18 protein-coding genes and 1 tRNA gene are annotated in these 18130 nt (G+C 56.9%); 13 read left to right on the top strand and 6 right to left on the bottom strand.

Going from position 1 to position 18130, the window contains the following annotated elements:
• From BM205_RS23180 to BM205_RS23165, 3 genes are all read left to right on the top strand, one after another.
• Nucleotides 1-1089 (top strand): AMP-binding protein (locus BM205_RS23180; protein ID WP_139227375.1); only part of this gene is annotated, 1089 nt, incomplete at its 5' end.
• Between the two features lie 85 nt (nucleotides 1090-1174).
• A complete protein-coding gene (adk, locus tag BM205_RS23175; RefSeq protein ID WP_092417216.1) occupies nucleotides 1175-1831 on the top strand; it encodes an adenylate kinase in 657 nt (218 codons plus the stop codon).
• 643 nt (nucleotides 1832-2474) lie between these two features.
• On the top strand, nucleotides 2475-3008 hold the full coding sequence (locus BM205_RS23165; protein WP_254784021.1) for a tyrosine-type recombinase/integrase: 534 nt from the start codon (nucleotides 2475-2477) through the stop codon (nucleotides 3006-3008).
• 120 nt (nucleotides 3009-3128) lie between these two features.
• Here BM205_RS23165 and BM205_RS23160 read toward each other — a convergent pair whose 3' ends face one another.
• The 3 genes from BM205_RS23160 to BM205_RS23150 form a co-directional block, all read right to left on the bottom strand.
• Nucleotides 3129-4130, bottom strand: coding sequence for an NADP-dependent oxidoreductase (locus BM205_RS23160; protein ID WP_092417213.1), 1002 nt, complete (start codon nucleotides 4128-4130; stop codon nucleotides 3129-3131).
• Nucleotides 4131-4154: 24 nt separating this feature from the next.
• On the bottom strand, nucleotides 4155-5009 hold the full coding sequence (locus BM205_RS23155; RefSeq protein ID WP_092417212.1) for an oxidoreductase: 855 nt from the start codon (nucleotides 5007-5009) through the stop codon (nucleotides 4155-4157).
• A gap of 88 nt (nucleotides 5010-5097) precedes the next feature.
• Nucleotides 5098-5718 carry a TetR/AcrR family transcriptional regulator gene (locus BM205_RS23150; protein ID WP_092417211.1) on the bottom strand — a complete coding sequence of 207 codons (621 nt, stop codon included), beginning with the start codon at nucleotides 5716-5718 and terminating at the stop codon, nucleotides 5098-5100.
• Nucleotides 5719-5964: 246 nt separating this feature from the next.
• Between BM205_RS23150 and BM205_RS23145 the strand changes: the two genes are divergently transcribed.
• The 6 genes from BM205_RS23145 to BM205_RS23120 all read left to right on the top strand — a co-directional run bounded on the left by BM205_RS23145 (nucleotide 5965) and on the right by BM205_RS23120 (nucleotide 9752).
• Nucleotides 5965-6038, top strand: a tRNA-Gly gene (locus BM205_RS23145).
• A gap of 130 nt (nucleotides 6039-6168) precedes the next feature.
• Nucleotides 6169-6876 (top strand): tRNA (guanosine(46)-N7)-methyltransferase TrmB, encoded by a 708-nt coding sequence (gene trmB, locus BM205_RS23140; RefSeq protein WP_092417210.1) that lies wholly within the window; start codon nucleotides 6169-6171, stop codon nucleotides 6874-6876.
• Between the two features lie 104 nt (nucleotides 6877-6980).
• Entirely contained in the window at nucleotides 6981-7550 is a 570-nt protein-coding gene (locus BM205_RS23135) for a hypothetical protein (protein ID WP_092417209.1), read from the top strand.
• Nucleotides 7551-7633: 83 nt separating this feature from the next.
• Nucleotides 7634-8617 (top strand): thiamine-phosphate kinase, encoded by a 984-nt coding sequence (gene thiL, locus BM205_RS23130; protein ID WP_092417208.1) that lies wholly within the window; start codon nucleotides 7634-7636, stop codon nucleotides 8615-8617.
• Nucleotides 8618-8641: 24 nt separating this feature from the next.
• Nucleotides 8642-9160 (top strand): phosphatidylglycerophosphatase A family protein, encoded by a 519-nt coding sequence (locus BM205_RS23125; RefSeq protein WP_092417207.1) that lies wholly within the window; start codon nucleotides 8642-8644, stop codon nucleotides 9158-9160.
• Between the two features lie 88 nt (nucleotides 9161-9248).
• Nucleotides 9249-9752: a CinA family protein gene (locus tag BM205_RS23120; protein WP_092417206.1), complete on the top strand. Its 504-nt coding sequence runs from the start codon at nucleotides 9249-9251 to the stop codon at nucleotides 9750-9752.
• Nucleotides 9753-9802: 50 nt separating this feature from the next.
• Here the strand turns inward: BM205_RS23120 and pyrF are convergent, their stop codons facing one another.
• Nucleotides 9803-10630 carry an orotidine-5'-phosphate decarboxylase gene (gene pyrF, locus BM205_RS23115; protein ID WP_092417218.1) on the bottom strand — a complete coding sequence of 276 codons (828 nt, stop codon included), beginning with the start codon at nucleotides 10628-10630 and terminating at the stop codon, nucleotides 9803-9805.
• Nucleotides 10631-10770: 140 nt separating this feature from the next.
• Here pyrF and BM205_RS23110 point away from each other — a divergent pair, with 140 nt between their 5' ends.
• Genes BM205_RS23110 through BM205_RS23100 form a run of 3 tightly spaced genes read left to right on the top strand, consistent with a single transcriptional unit; the run spans nucleotide 10771 to nucleotide 12757 of the window.
• Complete coding sequence (locus tag BM205_RS23110) at nucleotides 10771-11370, top strand: LemA family protein (protein ID WP_092417205.1); 600 nt, start codon at nucleotides 10771-10773, stop codon at nucleotides 11368-11370.
• On the top strand, nucleotides 11370-12254 hold the full coding sequence (locus BM205_RS23105; protein ID WP_092417204.1) for a TPM domain-containing protein: 885 nt from the start codon (nucleotides 11370-11372) through the stop codon (nucleotides 12252-12254). The genes BM205_RS23110 and BM205_RS23105 overlap by 1 nt, the downstream gene beginning before the upstream one ends.
• Complete coding sequence (locus BM205_RS23100; protein ID WP_175511365.1) at nucleotides 12254-12757, top strand: TPM domain-containing protein; 504 nt, start codon at nucleotides 12254-12256, stop codon at nucleotides 12755-12757. Before BM205_RS23105 ends, BM205_RS23100 begins: the two co-directional genes overlap by 1 nt.
• Nucleotides 12758-12837: 80 nt before the next feature.
• On the opposite strand, the gene dacB is transcribed toward BM205_RS23100, so the two are convergent.
• On the bottom strand, nucleotides 12838-14256 hold the full coding sequence (gene dacB, locus BM205_RS23095) for a D-alanyl-D-alanine carboxypeptidase/D-alanyl-D-alanine endopeptidase (protein ID WP_371326527.1): 1419 nt from the start codon (nucleotides 14254-14256) through the stop codon (nucleotides 12838-12840).
• A 177-nt stretch (nucleotides 14257-14433) separates the two neighbouring features.
• Complete coding sequence (locus tag BM205_RS23090) at nucleotides 14434-14616, bottom strand: hypothetical protein (protein ID WP_092417201.1); 183 nt, start codon at nucleotides 14614-14616, stop codon at nucleotides 14434-14436.
• Nucleotides 14617-15335: 719 nt separating this feature from the next.
• Here BM205_RS23090 and mgtA point away from each other — a divergent pair.
• A complete protein-coding gene (mgtA, locus tag BM205_RS23085) occupies nucleotides 15336-18098 on the top strand; it encodes a magnesium-translocating P-type ATPase (RefSeq protein ID WP_092417200.1) in 2763 nt (920 codons plus the stop codon).
• Nucleotides 18099-18130 lie beyond the last annotated feature (32 nt).

The following is an 18130-nucleotide window of genomic DNA, read 5'->3' as shown; positions in this document are numbered from 1 at the left end:
TTCGACATCAAGCCGGACGATGTCTACTGGTGCACCGCCGACATCGGCTGGATTACCGGTCACACCTATATTGCCTACGGCCCGACAGCTGTCGGCGCCACCCAGATCATTTTCGAAGGCGTGCCGACTTATCCTAACGCCGGCCGTTTCTGGGATATGGTGCAAAAGCACAAGGCCACCATTTTCTATACCGCACCGACCGCGATCCGTTCCCTGATCAAAGCTGCCGATGCCGACAAGAACGTGCATCCTTCGCAATACGATTTGTCGTCACTGCGCTTGCTGGGCACGGTGGGTGAGCCGATCAATCCGGAAGCCTGGATGTGGTACCACAAAAATATCGGCGGTGAGCGTTGCCCGATCGTCGACACCTTCTGGCAAACTGAAACCGGCGGCCACATGATCTCTCCGCTGCCAGGTGCTACGCCGCTGGTACCGGGATCCTGCACCTTGCCATTGCCGGGTATCCAAGCCGTGATCGTCGATGAAGCAGGGCAGGAACTGCCAGACGGCCACGGCGGCATCCTGGTCGTCAAGCGTCCGTGGCCATCGATGATCCGCGCCATCTGGAACAATCCAGAGCGTTTCAAGAGCGCCTACTTTCCGCCCGAGTTCGGCGGCAAGCTGTACCTCGCCGGCGACGGCGCGATCCGTAACAAGGATACCGGCTATTTCACCATTACCGGCCGTATCGACGATGTGCTGAACGTCTCCGGCCACCGCATGGGCACAATGGAAATCGAATCGGCGCTGGTCGCCAACCCGATCGTGGCCGAAGCCGCGGTAGTCGGCAAGCCGGATGAGACCACCGGCGAAGCCATCTGCGCCTTCGTCGTCCTCAAGCGCAGCCGCCCCACCGGCGACGAAGCCAAGAAGATCGCCAAGGAGCTGCGCGACTGGGTCGCCAAGGAAATCGGCCCGATCGCCAAGCCAAGGGAAATCCGCTTCGGCGACAACCTGCCGAAAACCCGTTCCGGCAAGATCATGCGGCGTTTGCTGCGAGTATTGGCGAAAGGCGAGGAAATCACTCAGGACATATCAACTCTGGAGAACCCGGCAGTCCTGGAGCAACTCAAACAGGCGCTTTAATCAAAGAAATGAAAACGTGTCCTGCATTGAAGTTGCAAAAAATTGTCATAGGTACAGGACTTAAATCCCACTTTACGGAAATATTATGCGCCTCATACTCTTAGGACCGCCTGGTGCGGGAAAAGGCACTCAAGCCATTTTTATTAAGGAACGTTTCAATATCCCACATATCTCGACCGGCGACATGTTGCGAGCTGCAGTAAAAGACAAGACGCCTCTGGGCGCGGAGGTAAAAAAGGTGATGGATGCGGGCGGCCTGGTATCAGACGAAATCATTATTCGTCTTGTTAAAGATCGCTTGACGCGAGCTGATTGCGCCAACGGTTATTTGTTTGATGGCTTTCCGCGCACGCTTCCACAGGCAGAGATGATGAAGAAAGCCGGCATCAGAATCGACTATGTGCTGGAAATCGATGTGCCGGATGAGGTCATTCTGGAGCGCATCAGCGGACGCCGGATTCATCCGTCGTCTGGTCGTACCTACCATATGACATTCAATCCGCCAAAGGTCGAAGGAACAGACGATATAACCGGTGAGAATTTGATTCTGCGCGACGACGATAGAGAGGATACGGTTAAAAAACGCCTAAGGGTCTATCACGCTCAAACGAAAATGCTCATCGCCTATTACGCTCAATGGGCTCAATCTGGAGAGCCCGGAGCGGCAAAATATCAAAAGATAGACGGTATTGACTCTGTGGACGTCATTCGGGGTAATGCATTTGCGGCTATAGCGCTGTAAAGGGCCCCTATCAAACCGGGTATGGCTGCTTTTCCCATGATGCCGAACGCGAACAATCGGCCTATTTGAGACATTCATGTCAGTGACACTCACCGTCGACTTCAGACTGGTTGCGGTCAATGGGCTTAGATGGGATGTCAAACAGTGTTATGCAAAATGCGTTCTGCATCTATATTGGAACGAGCGGCTGCTTAGGTGAGTAGACCTGCCGTCTGCGGGATTTTATCAACGAGCGGCTGGTTTCCAGAAGCCTGACAGACGGCTCACGACCCAAACCGGCCTGTTATGTTTCGCAAAAGCGGACGCACAAGGTGGAGCTTAGCGTTCGGCTTCCTTGCTAATAGATTCGACTATCGTTATAGATCGCAGCCGACAAAATTGCATATCTCTCTGAAGATATAGCTGCAGTTAACATGCATTGGGCCGCGAGAACTACTTGGCATTATTTCTATAGGTCGGATCAATACGCTTGAGGTCTTTGGGATAAGTCGGATCACCATTCACCTCATAACTATCTTTTTTTACCAGTGTTAAGAGCTTGGTTTCTTTTGACGGAAAATTTTCGATCAGCATATTCGTGTCATAGATTGATTCGGGGATTTGTTCGAAAGGTATCAAAGGATTCAGCCTGGAAAAACGCACTGTGTACATTACCGACGCAGTTTTCAATGCCGTCCGAAGTTGCGCTAGCGGTACGCTGATAGACGCTCTGGATTTGGCCTACCTCACCGGCCAACGTCCAGCCGACACACTCAAAATGAAGGCTAGCGATATTGCCAACGGGTTCTTGCTTGTTGATCAAGGAAAGACGCAAAAGAAATTACGTATTTCCGTTACCGGAGAACTGGCTGCCGTACTTGGCCGAATAGTCGTGCGCAAGGCGCAGCATAAAATTGACAACGATCAATTGTTGATGAATGGCGACGGTAAGGTATTCACCCTGCCAGCATTGCGCAGTCACTTCGCCCGGGCGAAAATCGCAGCGACCAAGCAATCGCCAGAGTTAGCCGCAGATATAAAGGCTTTCCGTTTTTACGACCTGCGCGCTAAAGCGGCGGACGACACATCAGATGACCGTGGCGACCAGGCCGCAAGCGATCTGCTTGGGCACGACAATGTTAAAACAACTCAACGGCATTACCTCCGTAGAGGTAAGATTGTAGAACCGACAAAATAGTGTTTCGAGCCATGCTCCTGCGGAGGAGCCGAGAGGCGGAGCTAGTCGCTGCATGTGAGTTCTCCCGAAACACCTCCTCTAGGACGATCACATGGCTCGACAACTTCGTCCGAGTACCCGCTAGCGCACTTTGATCACGACCTTCCCTTTCGTACGTCCCGTTTCTACATAGTCCAAGGCCTGTTTGGTTTCCTCGAACGGGAAGACCCTGTCGACCACAGGCCGAATGTGGCCCGCTTCGATCAACCTGGTGATCTCGCCCAGCTGCTGGCCGCTAGCAGTCATGAAGTGGAAGGAATAGCTGGCGCCTCGGCGACTGGCCGCTTTCCGGATGCCGTAACTGAGCAGCCGCATCACCAGGCGGACAAAACCGTTCATACCACGCAGCTTGGCGAAATCGGGATCGGGCGGGCCGGCGATGCCAATCAGCTTACCGCCTGGCTTGAGCACGCTCAGTGATTTCTTTAGCGTGTCGCCGCCCTGCGTGTCGAGCACCAGGTCGTAGCCTGTCAGCTTGGTCGAAAAATCGTCCTTCCTGTAATCGATGACGATGTCGGCGCCCAGGTTTTTCAGCATGTCGGCGTTGGCTGCACTGGCGGTGGTGGCGACCGTGGCGCCGATGTGCCTGGCCAGTTGGATCGCAATCGTGCCGACGCCGCCAGAACCGGCGTGAATCAGCACTTTCTGGCCTTTCTTCAGCTGGCCTTTTTCGACCAGTGTCTGCCATGCGGTTAGCGCCACCAGCGGAATCGACGCGGCGTCCTCCATCGTCAGGTTGGCCGGCTTGAGGGCCAGCGAATCTTCCTTGATTGCGATGAATTCGGCAAACGTGCCGATGCGATCGTCATCCGGCCGTGCGTAGACTTCATCGCCCACCTTGAAACGGCGCACGCGCGCACCAATACGCACTACCACGCCGGCCAGGTCGCAGCCCAAGGTCAGCGGCATCTTATATGGCAACAGCAGCTTGAATTCGCCGTCGCGGATTTTATTGTCCACCGGATTGACGCCGGCAGCGTGGATCTGCACCAGGACGTCGTCGTCGCGCAGTACCGGCTCGGGGCGGTCGCCCGAGGTGATCACATCCGATTTGCCGTAGCGGTTGATGAAGTAGGCTTTCATGTGCTGCTCCCGTTTTATCGTAGATTATTGTGGCAGAGCCGTGACAGGTTTGCGCAGCGCCGGCTGGGAATCAAGCCGCAAGTCCTTGCGTACGCCGGCTTCGACCAGCGCGGCGGGTGCGAACCGGCGCAGGAAGCGCAGGCGTCCGGCCAACGCACCAGAGGTATAGCGCACTTTCGGCGTCGCCGCCAGCGCCACCTGCACCACCGTCCGGGCCACCACGGCCGGACCATCCGCGCCTTCCAGCGCTTGCTTCACGCGCAAGTTCAGTCCGGCGCGCAGGTCGCGATACTCGTCGAGCGCCTGGTCGGGCTGCAGCTGGTTGGCGTCGAACGCCGACTTGATGTAGGCCGGTTCGACCAGCGAAACACGGATGCCCTGAGTGCGCAGCTCCTGGTCCAGCGATTCCGAGTAGCCTTCCACCGCATGCTTGGTGGCCGAGTACAGCGCCATGTACGGCATCGGCACAAAACCCAATACCGAGCTGATGTTGATGATGCGCCCGCTTCCGCGCTGCCGCATGTGCGGCACGACGGCGCGGATCATCCTGACGATCCCGAAGAAGTTGGTGTCGAAAATCACCTGCGCCTGCCGGATCGAGCTCTCTTCGGCCGCAGCGGGCGCGACGCCAAAGCCGGCGTTGTTGACCAGCAGGTCGATGCGCCCTTCAAGCCGCAGCACTTCGTTGACGGCGGCCGCCACCGATTCGTCGCTGGTCACATCCAGCGCCAGCATCTGGAATGCGCGCTTGCCGCTTTGCCCTTGCGCACCACGGCGGCTGGTGCCATACACCTTGTAACCCGCCCTGGAGAGCTGCTCGGCTGTGACTTCGCCGATACCCGATGACGCTCCGGTCACGATTGCGATCTTGCTGTTCATTATGCTTCCTCTCAGTGTAGCCATTTAATATGACGATCATCATATTTTGTGTCAAAAAAAGCCCGGAACGTGGACTGCCAGGCCGGTCTTATTTGCCAGCCTCAGAAAAATGCTTGAGTGCTGCGTCGCGCAACGCAGCGGACAGCCTGGGATCGTCGACCGCCCGCGCCATTACCATCGTGCCGACCATCGAAGTGACCATGAACATCGCCTGCTCATGCGCGCCCGGCGTTCCCCAGTCGGGCAGTTGGCGGGCCACCATATCGATCATCGCCTTGATATGGCGCGTGGCCGCGTGCCGCACCTCCGGCGCCTGGCGGTGCATCTCGGAGCCCAGCGCGGCCACCGGGCAGCCGTGCTCAACGTCTTCCAGGTGCTGCTGCGATAAATAGGCTTGCATCACCGCCTGCAAGGATTGCCCTGGCGCCGCGGCGGCGGCAATGTCGGCCGACAAGCTCACCGCTTCGGCGCCGGCGCTGTCAGCCGCTTCGGCCAGCAGCGTCTCGCGCGAGTCGAAGTGCGCGTAAAAGCCGCCGTGCGTGAGGCCGGCTTCCTTCATGATATCCGCCACCCCGGTGCCGGCATAACCGCTGCGCCGGATCGCGCGCGCAGCCACCTCGACGATACGGTCGTGCGTCACTTCCTTGCGGCTCTGAGTGGCGCGTTTGGCGCTTAAATGGGTTGAATTTTTTAACATGACGATCATCATATATCATTTTCAAAAAGCGTGCATGGCTACGCCTCAATTTGCTTGCCTAACAATCTGCGTTGCCACTGCAAAGGTCCGGCCTAGACACCATATTTGAATTGCGAAGCCCCGAGAAACGCAACTGATAAATGCCCGTCCACAGGGTTAAGGCTTTGGTACGTCAAAGTAGTTTTTGCGGAGCGCTCCGCAATTTCCATAATTTTAGACTTTCAGAAACAACTAAATTTAGTTTAAAATCAAGATCTTGCGGGTGTAGTTCAATGGTAGAACGAAAGCTTCCCAAGCTTTAGACGAGGGTTCGATCCCCTCTACCCGCTCCAGATCAGCGCTGGCACCTGTTACTCAGGTGCCATTTGTATTTTTGAGGCGATCAATTGTCTGGCGTTACAATGACGCTGCAGCTTCCGGCAATCCAGCACTGGCCTCACCCTAACCTTTTACTAATTAAGCATGTCAGAAAACAAATCCGGCAAACCCCTCTTTTACGATCCTACCGAGCACAGGATCCGCAGCTTCGTCACGCGCGCCGGGCGCTTGTCGACGGCGCAGGCGCGTGCCATCGAGGAATTGGGGCCGCGTTTTTGCGTTCCTTATGACAAGTCAGTGGCCGATCTCGACCAGGTTTTCGAGCGCAGCGCGCCGACCATCCTGGAAATCGGTTTCGGCATGGGTGAAACTTCGGCGAAGATTGCCGCCGGCATGCCGGAAAAGAATTTCCTTGGCGTCGAGGTCCATACGCCTGGCGTCGGTAGCTTGCTGAAGCTGATCGGCGAGCAGCAATTGAACAATTTGCGCTTGATCCAGCACGATGCGGTGGAAGTACTGACGAATATGATTGCGCCCGGCTCATTGGCCGGCGCTCATGTGTTCTTCCCTGATCCCTGGCACAAGGCTCGGCATAACAAACGCCGCCTGATCCAGGGGCCGCTGGTCAGTTTGCTGGCGTCGCGCATTGCGCCGGGCGGTTATCTGCATTGCGCGACCGACTGGCAGGAGTATGCTGAGCAGATGCTGGAAGTGTTGAGCGCTGAGCCGCTGTTGAAGAATACCGCAGAGACTTATGCGGAGCGGCCAGATTATCGGCCGGTGACCAAATTCGAGAATCGCGGCTTGCGTCTCGGGCATGGGGTCTGGGATCTGGTATTTACGCGCGTTTAATGCACGAGTTTGAAGCACGAGTTTAATACACGCGCTTGAGCTGACGGTTGGCGCTGCATAAAGCGTAGCGCCAGGAAAATGCAATTGTCATAGGATTCTGCGGCATGTTGATGATCCAATTTTTTCCCCGTATCGACAAACGGTTTGCCAGATTGGCAGCCGCGGTGTCGCTGCTTGCCCTCTCCCAGTTTCCGCTCGCGCAGGCGGGAGAGCAAGTACCTCCGCTGCCGCCCGGAACGATAACGGTCGAGGATACGCATTATCAGCCGGTCGCTCCCGGCAGTACGGCGCCGCAACTACCTGCAGCTTCCCACCGGCCCTCCGCCGAGGACATGGTCGATGCCGCGAAACGCAATATCGGAAAGATAGACCGCGACCTGCGTAAGGATTCGCCGCCGGCCAGCGAACCGGCAGCACCAGCCGCAAAAGAACCAACCAGACAACAAATACTGGAAAAAGCCCTTGCAGGGCCAGTCGTGCAGAAAGAGACGCCCAAGCCAGGTGAAACCACTATGGAAGACATTACCCGGCCGGATGGCCAGCGGGTGACCAAGGTGACCGGGCCGAACGGCACCTATTGCGTGACGCAGATTTCGGTCGGCAATACCAAGGGTGAAGACATCATGCAGAAAGGTGCTGTTTCGCGCACCACCAGTTGCGGGGCGCCATTTTGAGCACATTTGCCACTGCACAATCATTTGATTCGAAAAACTAAGCAAAACCGCTGTAATTGGCCGCCATTCGGTACAATCTACGAATGTTGTCCGAATTCGACCTAATCTCCCGCTATTTCACTCGCACGGCGCGCAGCAATATTGATCATATTGCCCTTGGCATCGGCGACGACTGCGCATTGCTGACGCCCACGGCCGGTATGCAAATGGCCATTTCCACCGACATGCTGGTGGAGGGGCGGCATTTTTTCCCCGATGCCGATCCATTCACGCTGGGCCATAAATGCCTGGCGGTCAACCTGTCCGACCTGGCGGCGATGGGCGCCCGCCCGCTGGCGTTTACGCTGGCGTTGGCGCTACCCGCCGCGCGCGAAGAATGGCTGGCGCCGTTTTCAGCCGGTCTGCTAGCGTTGGCCGATGAGCATCATTGCGAGTTGATCGGTGGCGATACGACCAAGGGTCCGTTGAATATCTGCATCACGGTATTCGGCGAAACCCTGCCGGGCCAGGCTCTGCGCCGGGATGCGGCGCAAGCCGGCGACGATATCTGGGTCTCCGGCACATTGGGCGATGCGCGGCTGGCGCTGGCGGGTTATCGGCATGAGCTGGCAGGTCAGCTGGCCATGGATGCCGAGCGTCATGCGCTGGCGGCGACGCGCATGCACCAGCCGACACCGCGCGTAACCCTGGGTCTGGCCTTGCGCGGTATCGCGCGTGCGGCGATCGACATTTCGGACGGACTGGTCGGTGATCTAGGTCATATCCTGAAGCGCTCCGGCGTCGGCGCTACGCTGGCGGTCGACAGCCTGCCGGCCGGCCCGGTCCTGTCGCAACAAACCCAGGCGATCCGCCGCCACTTCACCCTGGCCGGCGGCGACGATTATGAATTGTGCTTTACCGCGCCCGCCGACCGGCGCGATGCAGTGCTGGCCGCAGGCCACGCGGCGGCTACGGCAGTGACCCGCATCGGCAGCATTGACGCCAGCCATGGCCTGCGCCTGTGCGATGCCGACAATGCTCCGCTTATGCTGCAACTTGCTTCCTTCGATCACTTTCTCTCAACCTGATTCACGCAACCTGACCCGCGCTACATGACTCAAGCCACCCCCACTCCTAAACCGATCAAAGCTAGCGCCCGCTTCATGTTGTCGCACCCGGCGCACTTCATTGCACAAGGTTTTGGCAGCGGACTCTCGCCCATCATGCCGGGTACCTTCGGCACCTTGTTCGGCTGGTTATCGTATGTGGTGCTGACTACCCGCTGGCCGGAAATTTTCACGCCGCTGAACTGGCTGGTGATCATCGCCGCCGGTTTTGTGGTCGGCATCTGGACTTGCCAGAGCACCGGCCGCCATCTTGGCGCTCCGGATCACGGCAGCATGGTGTGGGATGAAATCATCGCGTTCTGGCTAGTACTGGTGCTGGTCACGCCAGCCAGTTTGCCGGCACAGTTTGGCGCCTTTGTCGTGTTCCGTTTTTTCGACATGGTCAAACCGCCGCCGATTGCCTATTTCGACCGGCATTTGAAGGGCGGCTTCGGTGTCATGTGGGATGACATTGTGGCAGCGTTTTATACGCTGCTGGTATTGGCCCTGTGGCGATTGTTTTAAGTTACCTGCCTGGCTTTGACGGATTGCATCTGGCCGCCACAAGTGGCAGTATGTAACCACCTACCAGGCAGATAACAGGAGCTTCGACATGAACACCGCGCTTGACGATACCACTGAACAAATTACTGATCTGGCAGCACAAGTCGGGCGCGCCCTGCAGGCCAGGAACTGGTTCTTGTCTACCGCCGAATCGTGCACTGGCGGCGGCGTGTCGCAAGCGATCACTGAAATCGCCGGTTCCTCGGAATGGTTCGACTGCGGTTTCGTCACCTATTCCAACGGATCCAAGACCGAATTGCTGGATATTCCGGAGGCCGAGATTGCCCAATATGGCACGGTCAGCGAAGAAATCGCTGGCGCCATGGCGGAAGGCGCGCTGGCCAACAGTAATGCCGACGTCACCGTCTCCACCACCGGCATTGCCGGCCCGGGCGGTGCAGTACCTGGCAAACCGGTCGGCACTGTCTGTTTTGGCTGGTCAGTCGGCCATCACACCCATACTGAGCGCCTGGTGTTCTCAGGCGACCGGCGTGCTGTGCGCGAACAAACCGTGATTCATGCCTTGCAAGGCTTATTGCGCTTCCTGAAATAATTTCAGGCCGGATATTCGGACCCGATGCTCGGGCCCGTTAGTCTCAGTCCTCAGCCCCGAAAACGATTGATCGCATCGCGGGTTTCTTCGGCCACGCGGCGCGCGGCCCGGGCAAAGTCTTCGCCGCCAGCCTGATCGGGCTTGGCGTACAAGATAGCGCGCGATGAATTGATCATCATGCCCATGCCGTTTGCCGTTTTACCGGCATTCACGGTTGCCTGGATATCGCCACCTTGAGCACCCACGCCCGGCACCAGCAACGGCATGTCGCCGATGATGCTGCGTACTTGCGCCAATTCCTGCGGGAAAGTAGCTCCGACCACCAGGCCGCATTGGCCGTTGGTATTCCATTTTTCAGCCACCAGGCGCGCCACGTGCTGGTACAGCGGTACGCCATCCACGTTCAGGAATTGCAGATCCGAACCACCGGCATTGGAAGTACGGCATAACACGATGGCGCCGCGATCCTTCCATTCCAGGTACGGTGCGACCGAGTCGAAGCCCATGTAGGGGCTCACCGTCACGGCGTCGGCACCGTAGCGCTCGAATGCTTCGCGTGCATATTGCTCGGCGGTGGCGCCAATGTCGCCACGCTTGGCGTCCATCACAATCGGTATCTGCGGGTAGTTTTTGCGCAAGTAATCGCAAATCGCTTCCAACTGGTCTTCTGCGCGTATGGCGGAAAAATAGGCAATCTGCGGCTTGAAAGCGCACGCAGTGGCGGCGGTAGCGTCTATAATTTCCTTGCAGAAAGTAAAGATGCCATCCGGCTGCTGCTGCAAATGCGATGGTAATTTAGTAATATCCGGGTCTAGCCCGACGCACAGCAAAGAATTGTTGGCGCTCCAGGCGGCGGATAGTTTTTCGATAAAAGTCACGATCAAGCCTCAATAATACGAACCCCGCATTGTAAGTCCAATTTAGCCGGGAATAACCGGAGTAGCGGCTATTTAACACTTGAGCAGCTATCGATAGTTTGCTAACGTGCATTACATTGTTTCTTTTATCAGGGATATCCATGAAAATTTTCTTCAAATGGCTGGCTATTGCTGCCTTCGCTTCGTTGCTCAGCGCTTGTGGCTACAACGATTTCCAAACCAAGGATGAGGCTGTAAAAGCCGCTTGGGGCGAAGTGGTCAATCAATATCAAGGGCGCGCCGACCTGGTGCCGAAAATCGCCCAGATCGTGAAAGCCTATGCCGTCCATGAAGAAGCTACTTTTGAAGCGGTGACCAAAGCCCGCTCCGCAGCGACCAGCTTCCAGATCACGCCGGAAGTGCTGAACGATCCCGCCGCGTTCGAGAAATTCCAGCAAGTGCAAGGGCAGTTGTCATCGGCCTTGTCGCGCTTGATGGCTGTGTCTGAAAATTACCCGCAACTGAAAGCCGACGGTTTGTACCGCGATGCCCAGTCGCAACTGGAAGGCATAGAAAACCGCATCAAGGTGGCGCGTAACCGCTACATCGTCGCAGTCCAGGATTACAACGTGCTGGCACGTAGTTTCCCGACCAATCTGACCGCGATGGTGATGAGCTACAAGGTCAAGCCTTCGTTCACTGTGGATAATGAAAAAGCCATTTCGACTTCGCCTGATGTTGATTTCGGTGGCAAAAAATAATGTCGCTTAAGGTAGTCCTTGCGATCCCTGCAATCCGCGCGCGGTTATTGGCCCCGGCGCTGGCCTGTTGTCTGGCGCTGCTGAGCCTGTTGGCCGCGCCCGTCATGGCGCAGACCATGGCGACGCAGGTGCCTGTGCCGCCCCTGAAAGCGCATGTCACCGACCTGGTCGGCATGCTTCAGCCGGCCCAGCGCGACGCGCTCGACAATACCTTGAGCGAATACGAGGCGCGCACCGGCAGCCAGATCGCAATCCTGCTGCTCAGCAAAACCGAGCCGGAAGGCATCGAGGACTATGCCGTACGGGTGGCCGATGCCTGGAAACTGGGCCGCAAAGGGATCGATGATGGCGTCATCCTGTTAGTAGCGAAAGACAATCCGAAAGCCTTGCGGCGCATGATGATCTTGACCGGGCGCGGGGTTCAGGGCACGTTGACCGATGCCCAGTCCAAGCGTGTATTGCAGGAAATCATCGCGCCGTATTTTTCGAAAAACGACTATTACGGCGGCCTGACTGCCGGCATCTCGGCCATCATGCCATTGCTTGACCAAGAGAATTTTGCACCGCCCAGCCGTAAGTCCGGGCCAGCCCAAGAGCCCTCTTCCGACTTGCTTGGCGCTTTGGCGCCGCTGCTGTTCTTCGGTTTCTTCATCTTGATCACCATCATTTCGCGTGCGCGCGGCGGCGGTGCAGGTTCTGGCCGCGCGCTTAACAACAACGTCTGGGGCAATGCCGCTGGTGTCATCATTGGCAGCATCTTAAGCCAGGGCGGACGTGGCGGCGGTGGTTTTGGAGGTGGCGGTGGTGGTGGTTTTGGCGGCGGTGGCGGCTTTTCCGGCGGCGGCGGTGGATTCGATGGCGGCGGCGCGTCGGGAGATTGGTGATGGGAAATACTTTACAACGCATCTGGCGCCATTTGCTAACAACGCGACGCAGTACACAACGCGCATTCTCTGCAGCCACGCTCAAGGCTATCCAGCAGAAAATTGCAGACGGCGAGGTCACCCATCGAGCCGAAGTCAAAATGATTGTGGAAGGCTCGCTGAGCTTGCCCTCAATACTCAATGGCGTAACCTCACGCAATCGCGCCCATGAGCTGTTCTCGCACTATCGGATCTGGGACACGGAAGAAAACGTCGGTGTCTTGCTCTATGTGAACCTGGCCGATCACAAGGTCGAGATCATTGTCGACCGCGCCATCGGCCGCGCCACCAAGGCTGCCGAATGGCAAGCCGTGTGCAAAACCATGACCAAGGAATTCGCCAACGGCGCCTTCCACGACAGCACGCTCGCCGCGCTGGAACAAATGAACACCCTGCTAACGCGGCACTTCCCCGATCAAGGCCGGAAAAAGAACGAGCTATCGGACAAACCGCTGGTCTTGTAATCGCCCGATTAAATCGACTCTGACCCCAATTAATTAATTGGGGTCAGAGTCGATTTAACTGACTTTAACTAAACGCTATTTCAACCATTTTCGTATACCCACTGCAGCAGGCCGTCTTGGGCGGCTTGGCCGCTGGGGGCGTTGGGGTGGTTGATCAGACATACCACTGCGTAGTATTTGCCGGAGGCGGCCAGGACGTAGCCGGCGATTGCTCTGACATCGTTCAGGGTGCCGGTCTTGACGTGGGCCTGGCCTGCTACGGTTTGGTTTTTGAGGCGCTTGCGCATGGTGCCGTCGTAACCTACCAGCGGCATCGACGAGACGAATTCGGGCATGGTCGGCGACTGGAATGCGGAGGCCATCATGCGGCCCATGGTCTTGGCGGAAATCCTTTCGTTGCGTGACAGTCCGGAGCCATTTTCGATTACCAGGCCGCTGGCATCTATGCCCTTGTTGGTCAACCAGCTTTGGATGGCGCGCGCGCCGCGTTCCGGCGTGGCCGGGACTTTCAGAATATCGGAGGCAATGGTCAGCAGCACTTGCCGTGCCATCACGTTGTTGCTGTATTTGTTTATGTCACGGATTACTTCCGGCAAGGTCACCGAGCTCCATTCGCTGATCAGGTTGCTGTCGGCCGGCATCACCCCGCTTTTCACCACGCCGCTGAATGTACCGCCGAGATCGGCCCACATTTGCCGGAATACCGCGCCAAAGTATTGGGTGGAGCTCATCTTGTAGGGATTGACGTACCAGGTCTTTTCACCGCAAGAGGCCGGCATCGCGCCGTTGAAACTGGCGCCGTCGGCATCCACCGCCGCTTGCAGCTTGCCTTGCCAGTCATCGCAATTGCCGCCGCCCAGGCGCGGCGGCGTAACCGGGTAGCCGCTCATCGGCGGATCGGTCAGCACATTGACCTGGCGTGTTTCCTGGTTCGGTACGAACTGGAAAGTCAGTGTCTTGTAGTTCAGCAGCAAGGCGTCGGGGCCGACGTTATACGGTTTCATCGGATCGCCGTCGAATTCGGAAGGATCGTAGGCATTCTCATCAAACGTGCTGCGGTCGAGGACGATATTGCCGCGGATGTCGCGAATGCCCTTGGCGCGGATCTGACGCAGGAACAGCCAGAAATTTTCCAGCACCAGCTTGGGGTCGCCGTTGCCTTTGAAGATCAGATCGCCTTGCAGTACATTGCCGACCTGGCTGCCGTTGGTGTATGCCTGGGTTTTCCAGCGATAGGTCGGCCCCAGCAATTCCAACGCGGCGTCGGTCGTCACCAGTTTCATGGTCGACGCCGGATTGAACGGCACGCCGGCGTTGGCCGATGCCAGCACTCTTCCGGTGCCATCGACTTCCTGCACATACACACCGACGCTTTGGACCGGAATCCCGGCAACTTGCAAGGCTTTGCTGAACGGCGCCGGCAATCCGGCGGAAGACTCTTGTGCCTGAACACCGCTCAACAAGGCTGAAGACAAAATAAAGAGACTGATTGCGCGGATTTTATTCAAGTGGGCACCGGTGAAAAAAGAGAATTTGCGTGGGATTATCCCACGCGTTCACGCGATGCAAAGGAAGGAGTTGTCGCCGACTTTGAAATCAGACGATCAGATGCGCAGCAAACAGAGTAGCCTCGGGATGTTGTCAGCGATCCCGACGTGGTTCCTTGGACGGCGGCTTCAGAGCAAAGCTGGTATGGCTTCCAAAATAACCAATGCCACCAAAGCGCCGCAAATAGCGCCGATGGCGCGCAAGCTGCCTCTGGCAAACTTGGATGCTACCGGTACTTCGCCGCACAATATCAACCCGGCGATGGCTGCCGGCACAAAGAACAGCAGATTGTGCATTATCAGGTTGACCATCATTATCTCCTCGGCTTGCTTGTAATTTCAGTATAGATTTCGGGTTCTCAAAGGCAAGGCTGAATAATGGAATGACAACAGCTAAAATGCTAAAAAAACAATTAAAAATCAAAGCCGAAAAAACTAGTGCTGTCCTGCACAATTTTCTTGACCGCCACTCACGGCGCGACTACTATCCACCAGTCTAAATTTTATGGAGCCCCTTTTAATGGGCACTTGTTCGAGTGACAGTTGTAGCCAGACCTGTTCTGGCACCGCCTCGGCAAGATAACGCAGGATTCCCCTGCCGTCATCTCGCCACCGGCGAATGATGGTATCCCAGTGTCCGGAATCTGTTTCCGGCCATGCAGTATTCCACCACCTGATCTTGTTTTATGCAAAGCTGTGTTGCCGTTCCGGTAGCGCGCTAGGCTGAATCTGTCTCCGACCCTGGCTTTTGCCGATGTCTGGAGCCATCGAACATCTGTGTATCTACTCTTGATACCAGCTCTTGAAATTGACCCGACATTGTCATCAAGATGTCACCGATCGAATTTACAGTCTGGTGCCGTCCTAAAGCTTTTACTTTTTTCGCTAACTCGCTGTCATCCGGATGGATTGCCAATCGTTAACATAAAGTTAAATCGATGAAGTTGAATCGACAAAGTTAAAAAGCCCGCAGGAAGCAACACATTGATCGACGACAGCCGACCGTATTGCATGAAAAAAAGAAGAACTCCATGAATCTGAATATTCTTAAAGAAACATTCGTCAGCTTTGTCCGCACGCATGGCATGGATCGCCACTTTCGCCGTCTTGGCGCGGACATGTTTCGCAGCACGCCGGTTACCAAAGAAGTGCCGCCGTCACTGGCAGAAACCTTGTCCGGCGCGGCCCGTGTCGATATCAGCGAACTGTTCCAGACCCTGCACAGCCGTGCCGACGGCCTGACAGAAGCCGAGGCGGACGATATCCGCGCCATCGCCGGCCCGAATGAAGTCGAACATGAAAAGCCGATCTCGAAATGGGTACATCTGTGGCAATGTTATAAGAATCCGTTCAATCTGCTGCTGACCGTGCTGGCCGCTGTGTCCTTCCTCACCGAAGACATGAAAGCCACCATCGTCATCGGCTCGATGGTGGTGTTGTCGACACTGATGCGCTTCATCCAGGAATCGCGCTCCAACACCGCGGCCGACAAACTCAAGGCAATGGTCAGCAATACCGCCACCGTGCTGCGGCATGACCTGGCCGAAGACATTGCCGAAGAAGCTTTGCGCTACTTCGACGTCACCTTGCATCCGAAGGGCGCGCGCCGCATCGAATTGCCGATCAAGAAACTGGTTCCGGGCGATATCGTCCAGTTGTCTGCCGGCGACATGATTCCAGCCGATTTGCGCTTGCTGACTGCCAAGGATCTGTTTATCAGCCAGGCCGCCATGACCGGCGAATCGCTGCCAGTGGAGAAATTCATCACCCACCGCAGCGCTGCTACCAGCAACCCGCTGGAACTGGACAACCTGTGTTTCATGGGCACCAACGTGGTCAGCGGCTCGGCCACTGCGATCGTCGTAACTACCGGTAACCGCACCTACTTCGGCGCCCTGGCCGAACGCGTCACCGCCGCCGACCGCACGCCAACCGCATTCCAGTCCGGCGTCAACAAGGTTAGCTGGCTGTTGATTCGCTTCATGATGGTGATGACACCGGTGGTGTTCCTGCTGAACGGCTACACCAAAGGCGACTGGGTCGAGGCGTTCCTGTTTGCGATGTCGATCGCGGTCGGCCTGACGCCGGAAATGCTGCCGATGATCGTCACCTCGACGCTGGCCAAGGGCGCGGTCGCCCTGTCGCGTAAAAAAGTGATCGTCAAGCGGCTTGATGCGATCCAGAATTTCGGCGCCATGGATGTGCTGTGTACAGACAAAACCGGGACCCTGACCCAGGACAAGATTTTCCTGGAGCGCCATACCGACATCCTCGGCGAGCAGGATGATCTGGTACTGGAATATGCCTACCTCAACAGCCACTATCAAACCGGCCTGAAAAACCTGCTGGATGTGGCCGTGCTCGACCACGCCGAGTTGCAGCGCGAAATGGCGCTGGCCTCAGCCTACCGCAAGGTCGATGAAATTCCATTCGATTTCCAGCGCCGCCGCATGTCGGTGGTGGTCAGCGAGCGCGAAGACCATCATGAACTGATCTGTAAAGGTGCGGTGGAAGAAATCGTTTCGGTCTGTACCCACGCTCGCCATAATGGCGAAGTGGTGCCGTTCACCAAGGAGCTGCTGCAAGAAATCTACGAAACCACCTCCAGCCTGAATGCTGAAGGCTTGCGTGTGGTGGCGGTAGCGGCCAAGGATCTGCCGCCGACCAAGGAAGTGTACGGCGTGGCCGATGAATGCAACCTGGTGCTGATCGGTTACATCGCCTTCCTCGATCCACCGAAAGAGTCGACCAAACCGGCGCTGGATGCGCTCAAGGCACACGGCATCACCGTCAAGATCCTGACCGGCGATAACGAACTGGTGACCGCCAAGATCTGCCGCCAGGTCGGCCTGGCGGTGGACGGCATGCTGCTCGGTTCCGATGTCGAAAAAATGAGCGACGCCGATCTCGCGGTCGCAGTCGACACTACTACCGTGTTCGCCAAGCTCAGCCCGACCCACAAGGAACGTATCGTGCGGGTTTTGCATGACAAGGGGCACGTGGTCGGGTTCATGGGCGACGGCATCAACGACGCACCGGCGCTGCGTGCTGCCGACATCGGCATCTCGGTCGATACCGCAGTCGATATCGCCAAGGAAGCGGCCGATATCATCTTGCTCGAAAAGAGCCTGATGGTGCTGGAAGAAGGTGTGCTGGAAGGCCGCAAGACTTTCGCCAACATGCTGAAATACATCAAGATGACTGCCAGCTCCAACTTCGGCAATGTATTCTCGGTACTGGTCGCCAGCGCATTTCTGCCATTCCTGCCGATGCTGCCTTTGCATCTGCTGGTGCAAAACCTGCTGTACGATATTTCACAAATCACGATCCCTTTCGATAACGTCGACAAGGAATTCCTGGAAAAACCGCAACGCTGGAATGCCGGCGAAATCGGTCGTTTCATGGTGTTCTTCGGCCCGATCAGTTCAATTTTCGACATCACCACTTTTGCGTTGATGTGGTACATCTTCGGCGCCAATACACCGGAACACCAGACCCTGTTCCAGTCCGGCTGGTTCATCGAAGGCCTGCTGTCGCAAACCTTGATCGTGCACATGATCCGCACCCGCAAGATTCCATTCTTCCAGAGCCGCGCATCGTGGGCCCTGATGAGCATGACCATCATCATCATGCTGGTCGGAATCCTGTTGCCGATGTCGCCGCTGGCGCATTACTTCAAGCTGCAGGCTTTGCCGCTGACATACTTCCCGTGGCTGCTGGTGATCCTGGTTGCCTATGCGGTACTGACGCAGGCAATGAAGGGCTGGTATGCCCGCCGCTACGGCTGGCAATAAGGCGATATGTTGACAGTGGCGGGGATGATGAT

Origin of the sequence: Collimonas sp. OK307 (assembly GCF_900113705.1) — a bacterium.
Lineage (GTDB): Bacteria > Pseudomonadota > Gammaproteobacteria > Burkholderiales > Burkholderiaceae_D > Collimonas.
The sequence above is the reverse complement of the archived record's forward strand: the minus strand, read 5'-3'. Positions and strand labels throughout refer to the sequence as shown.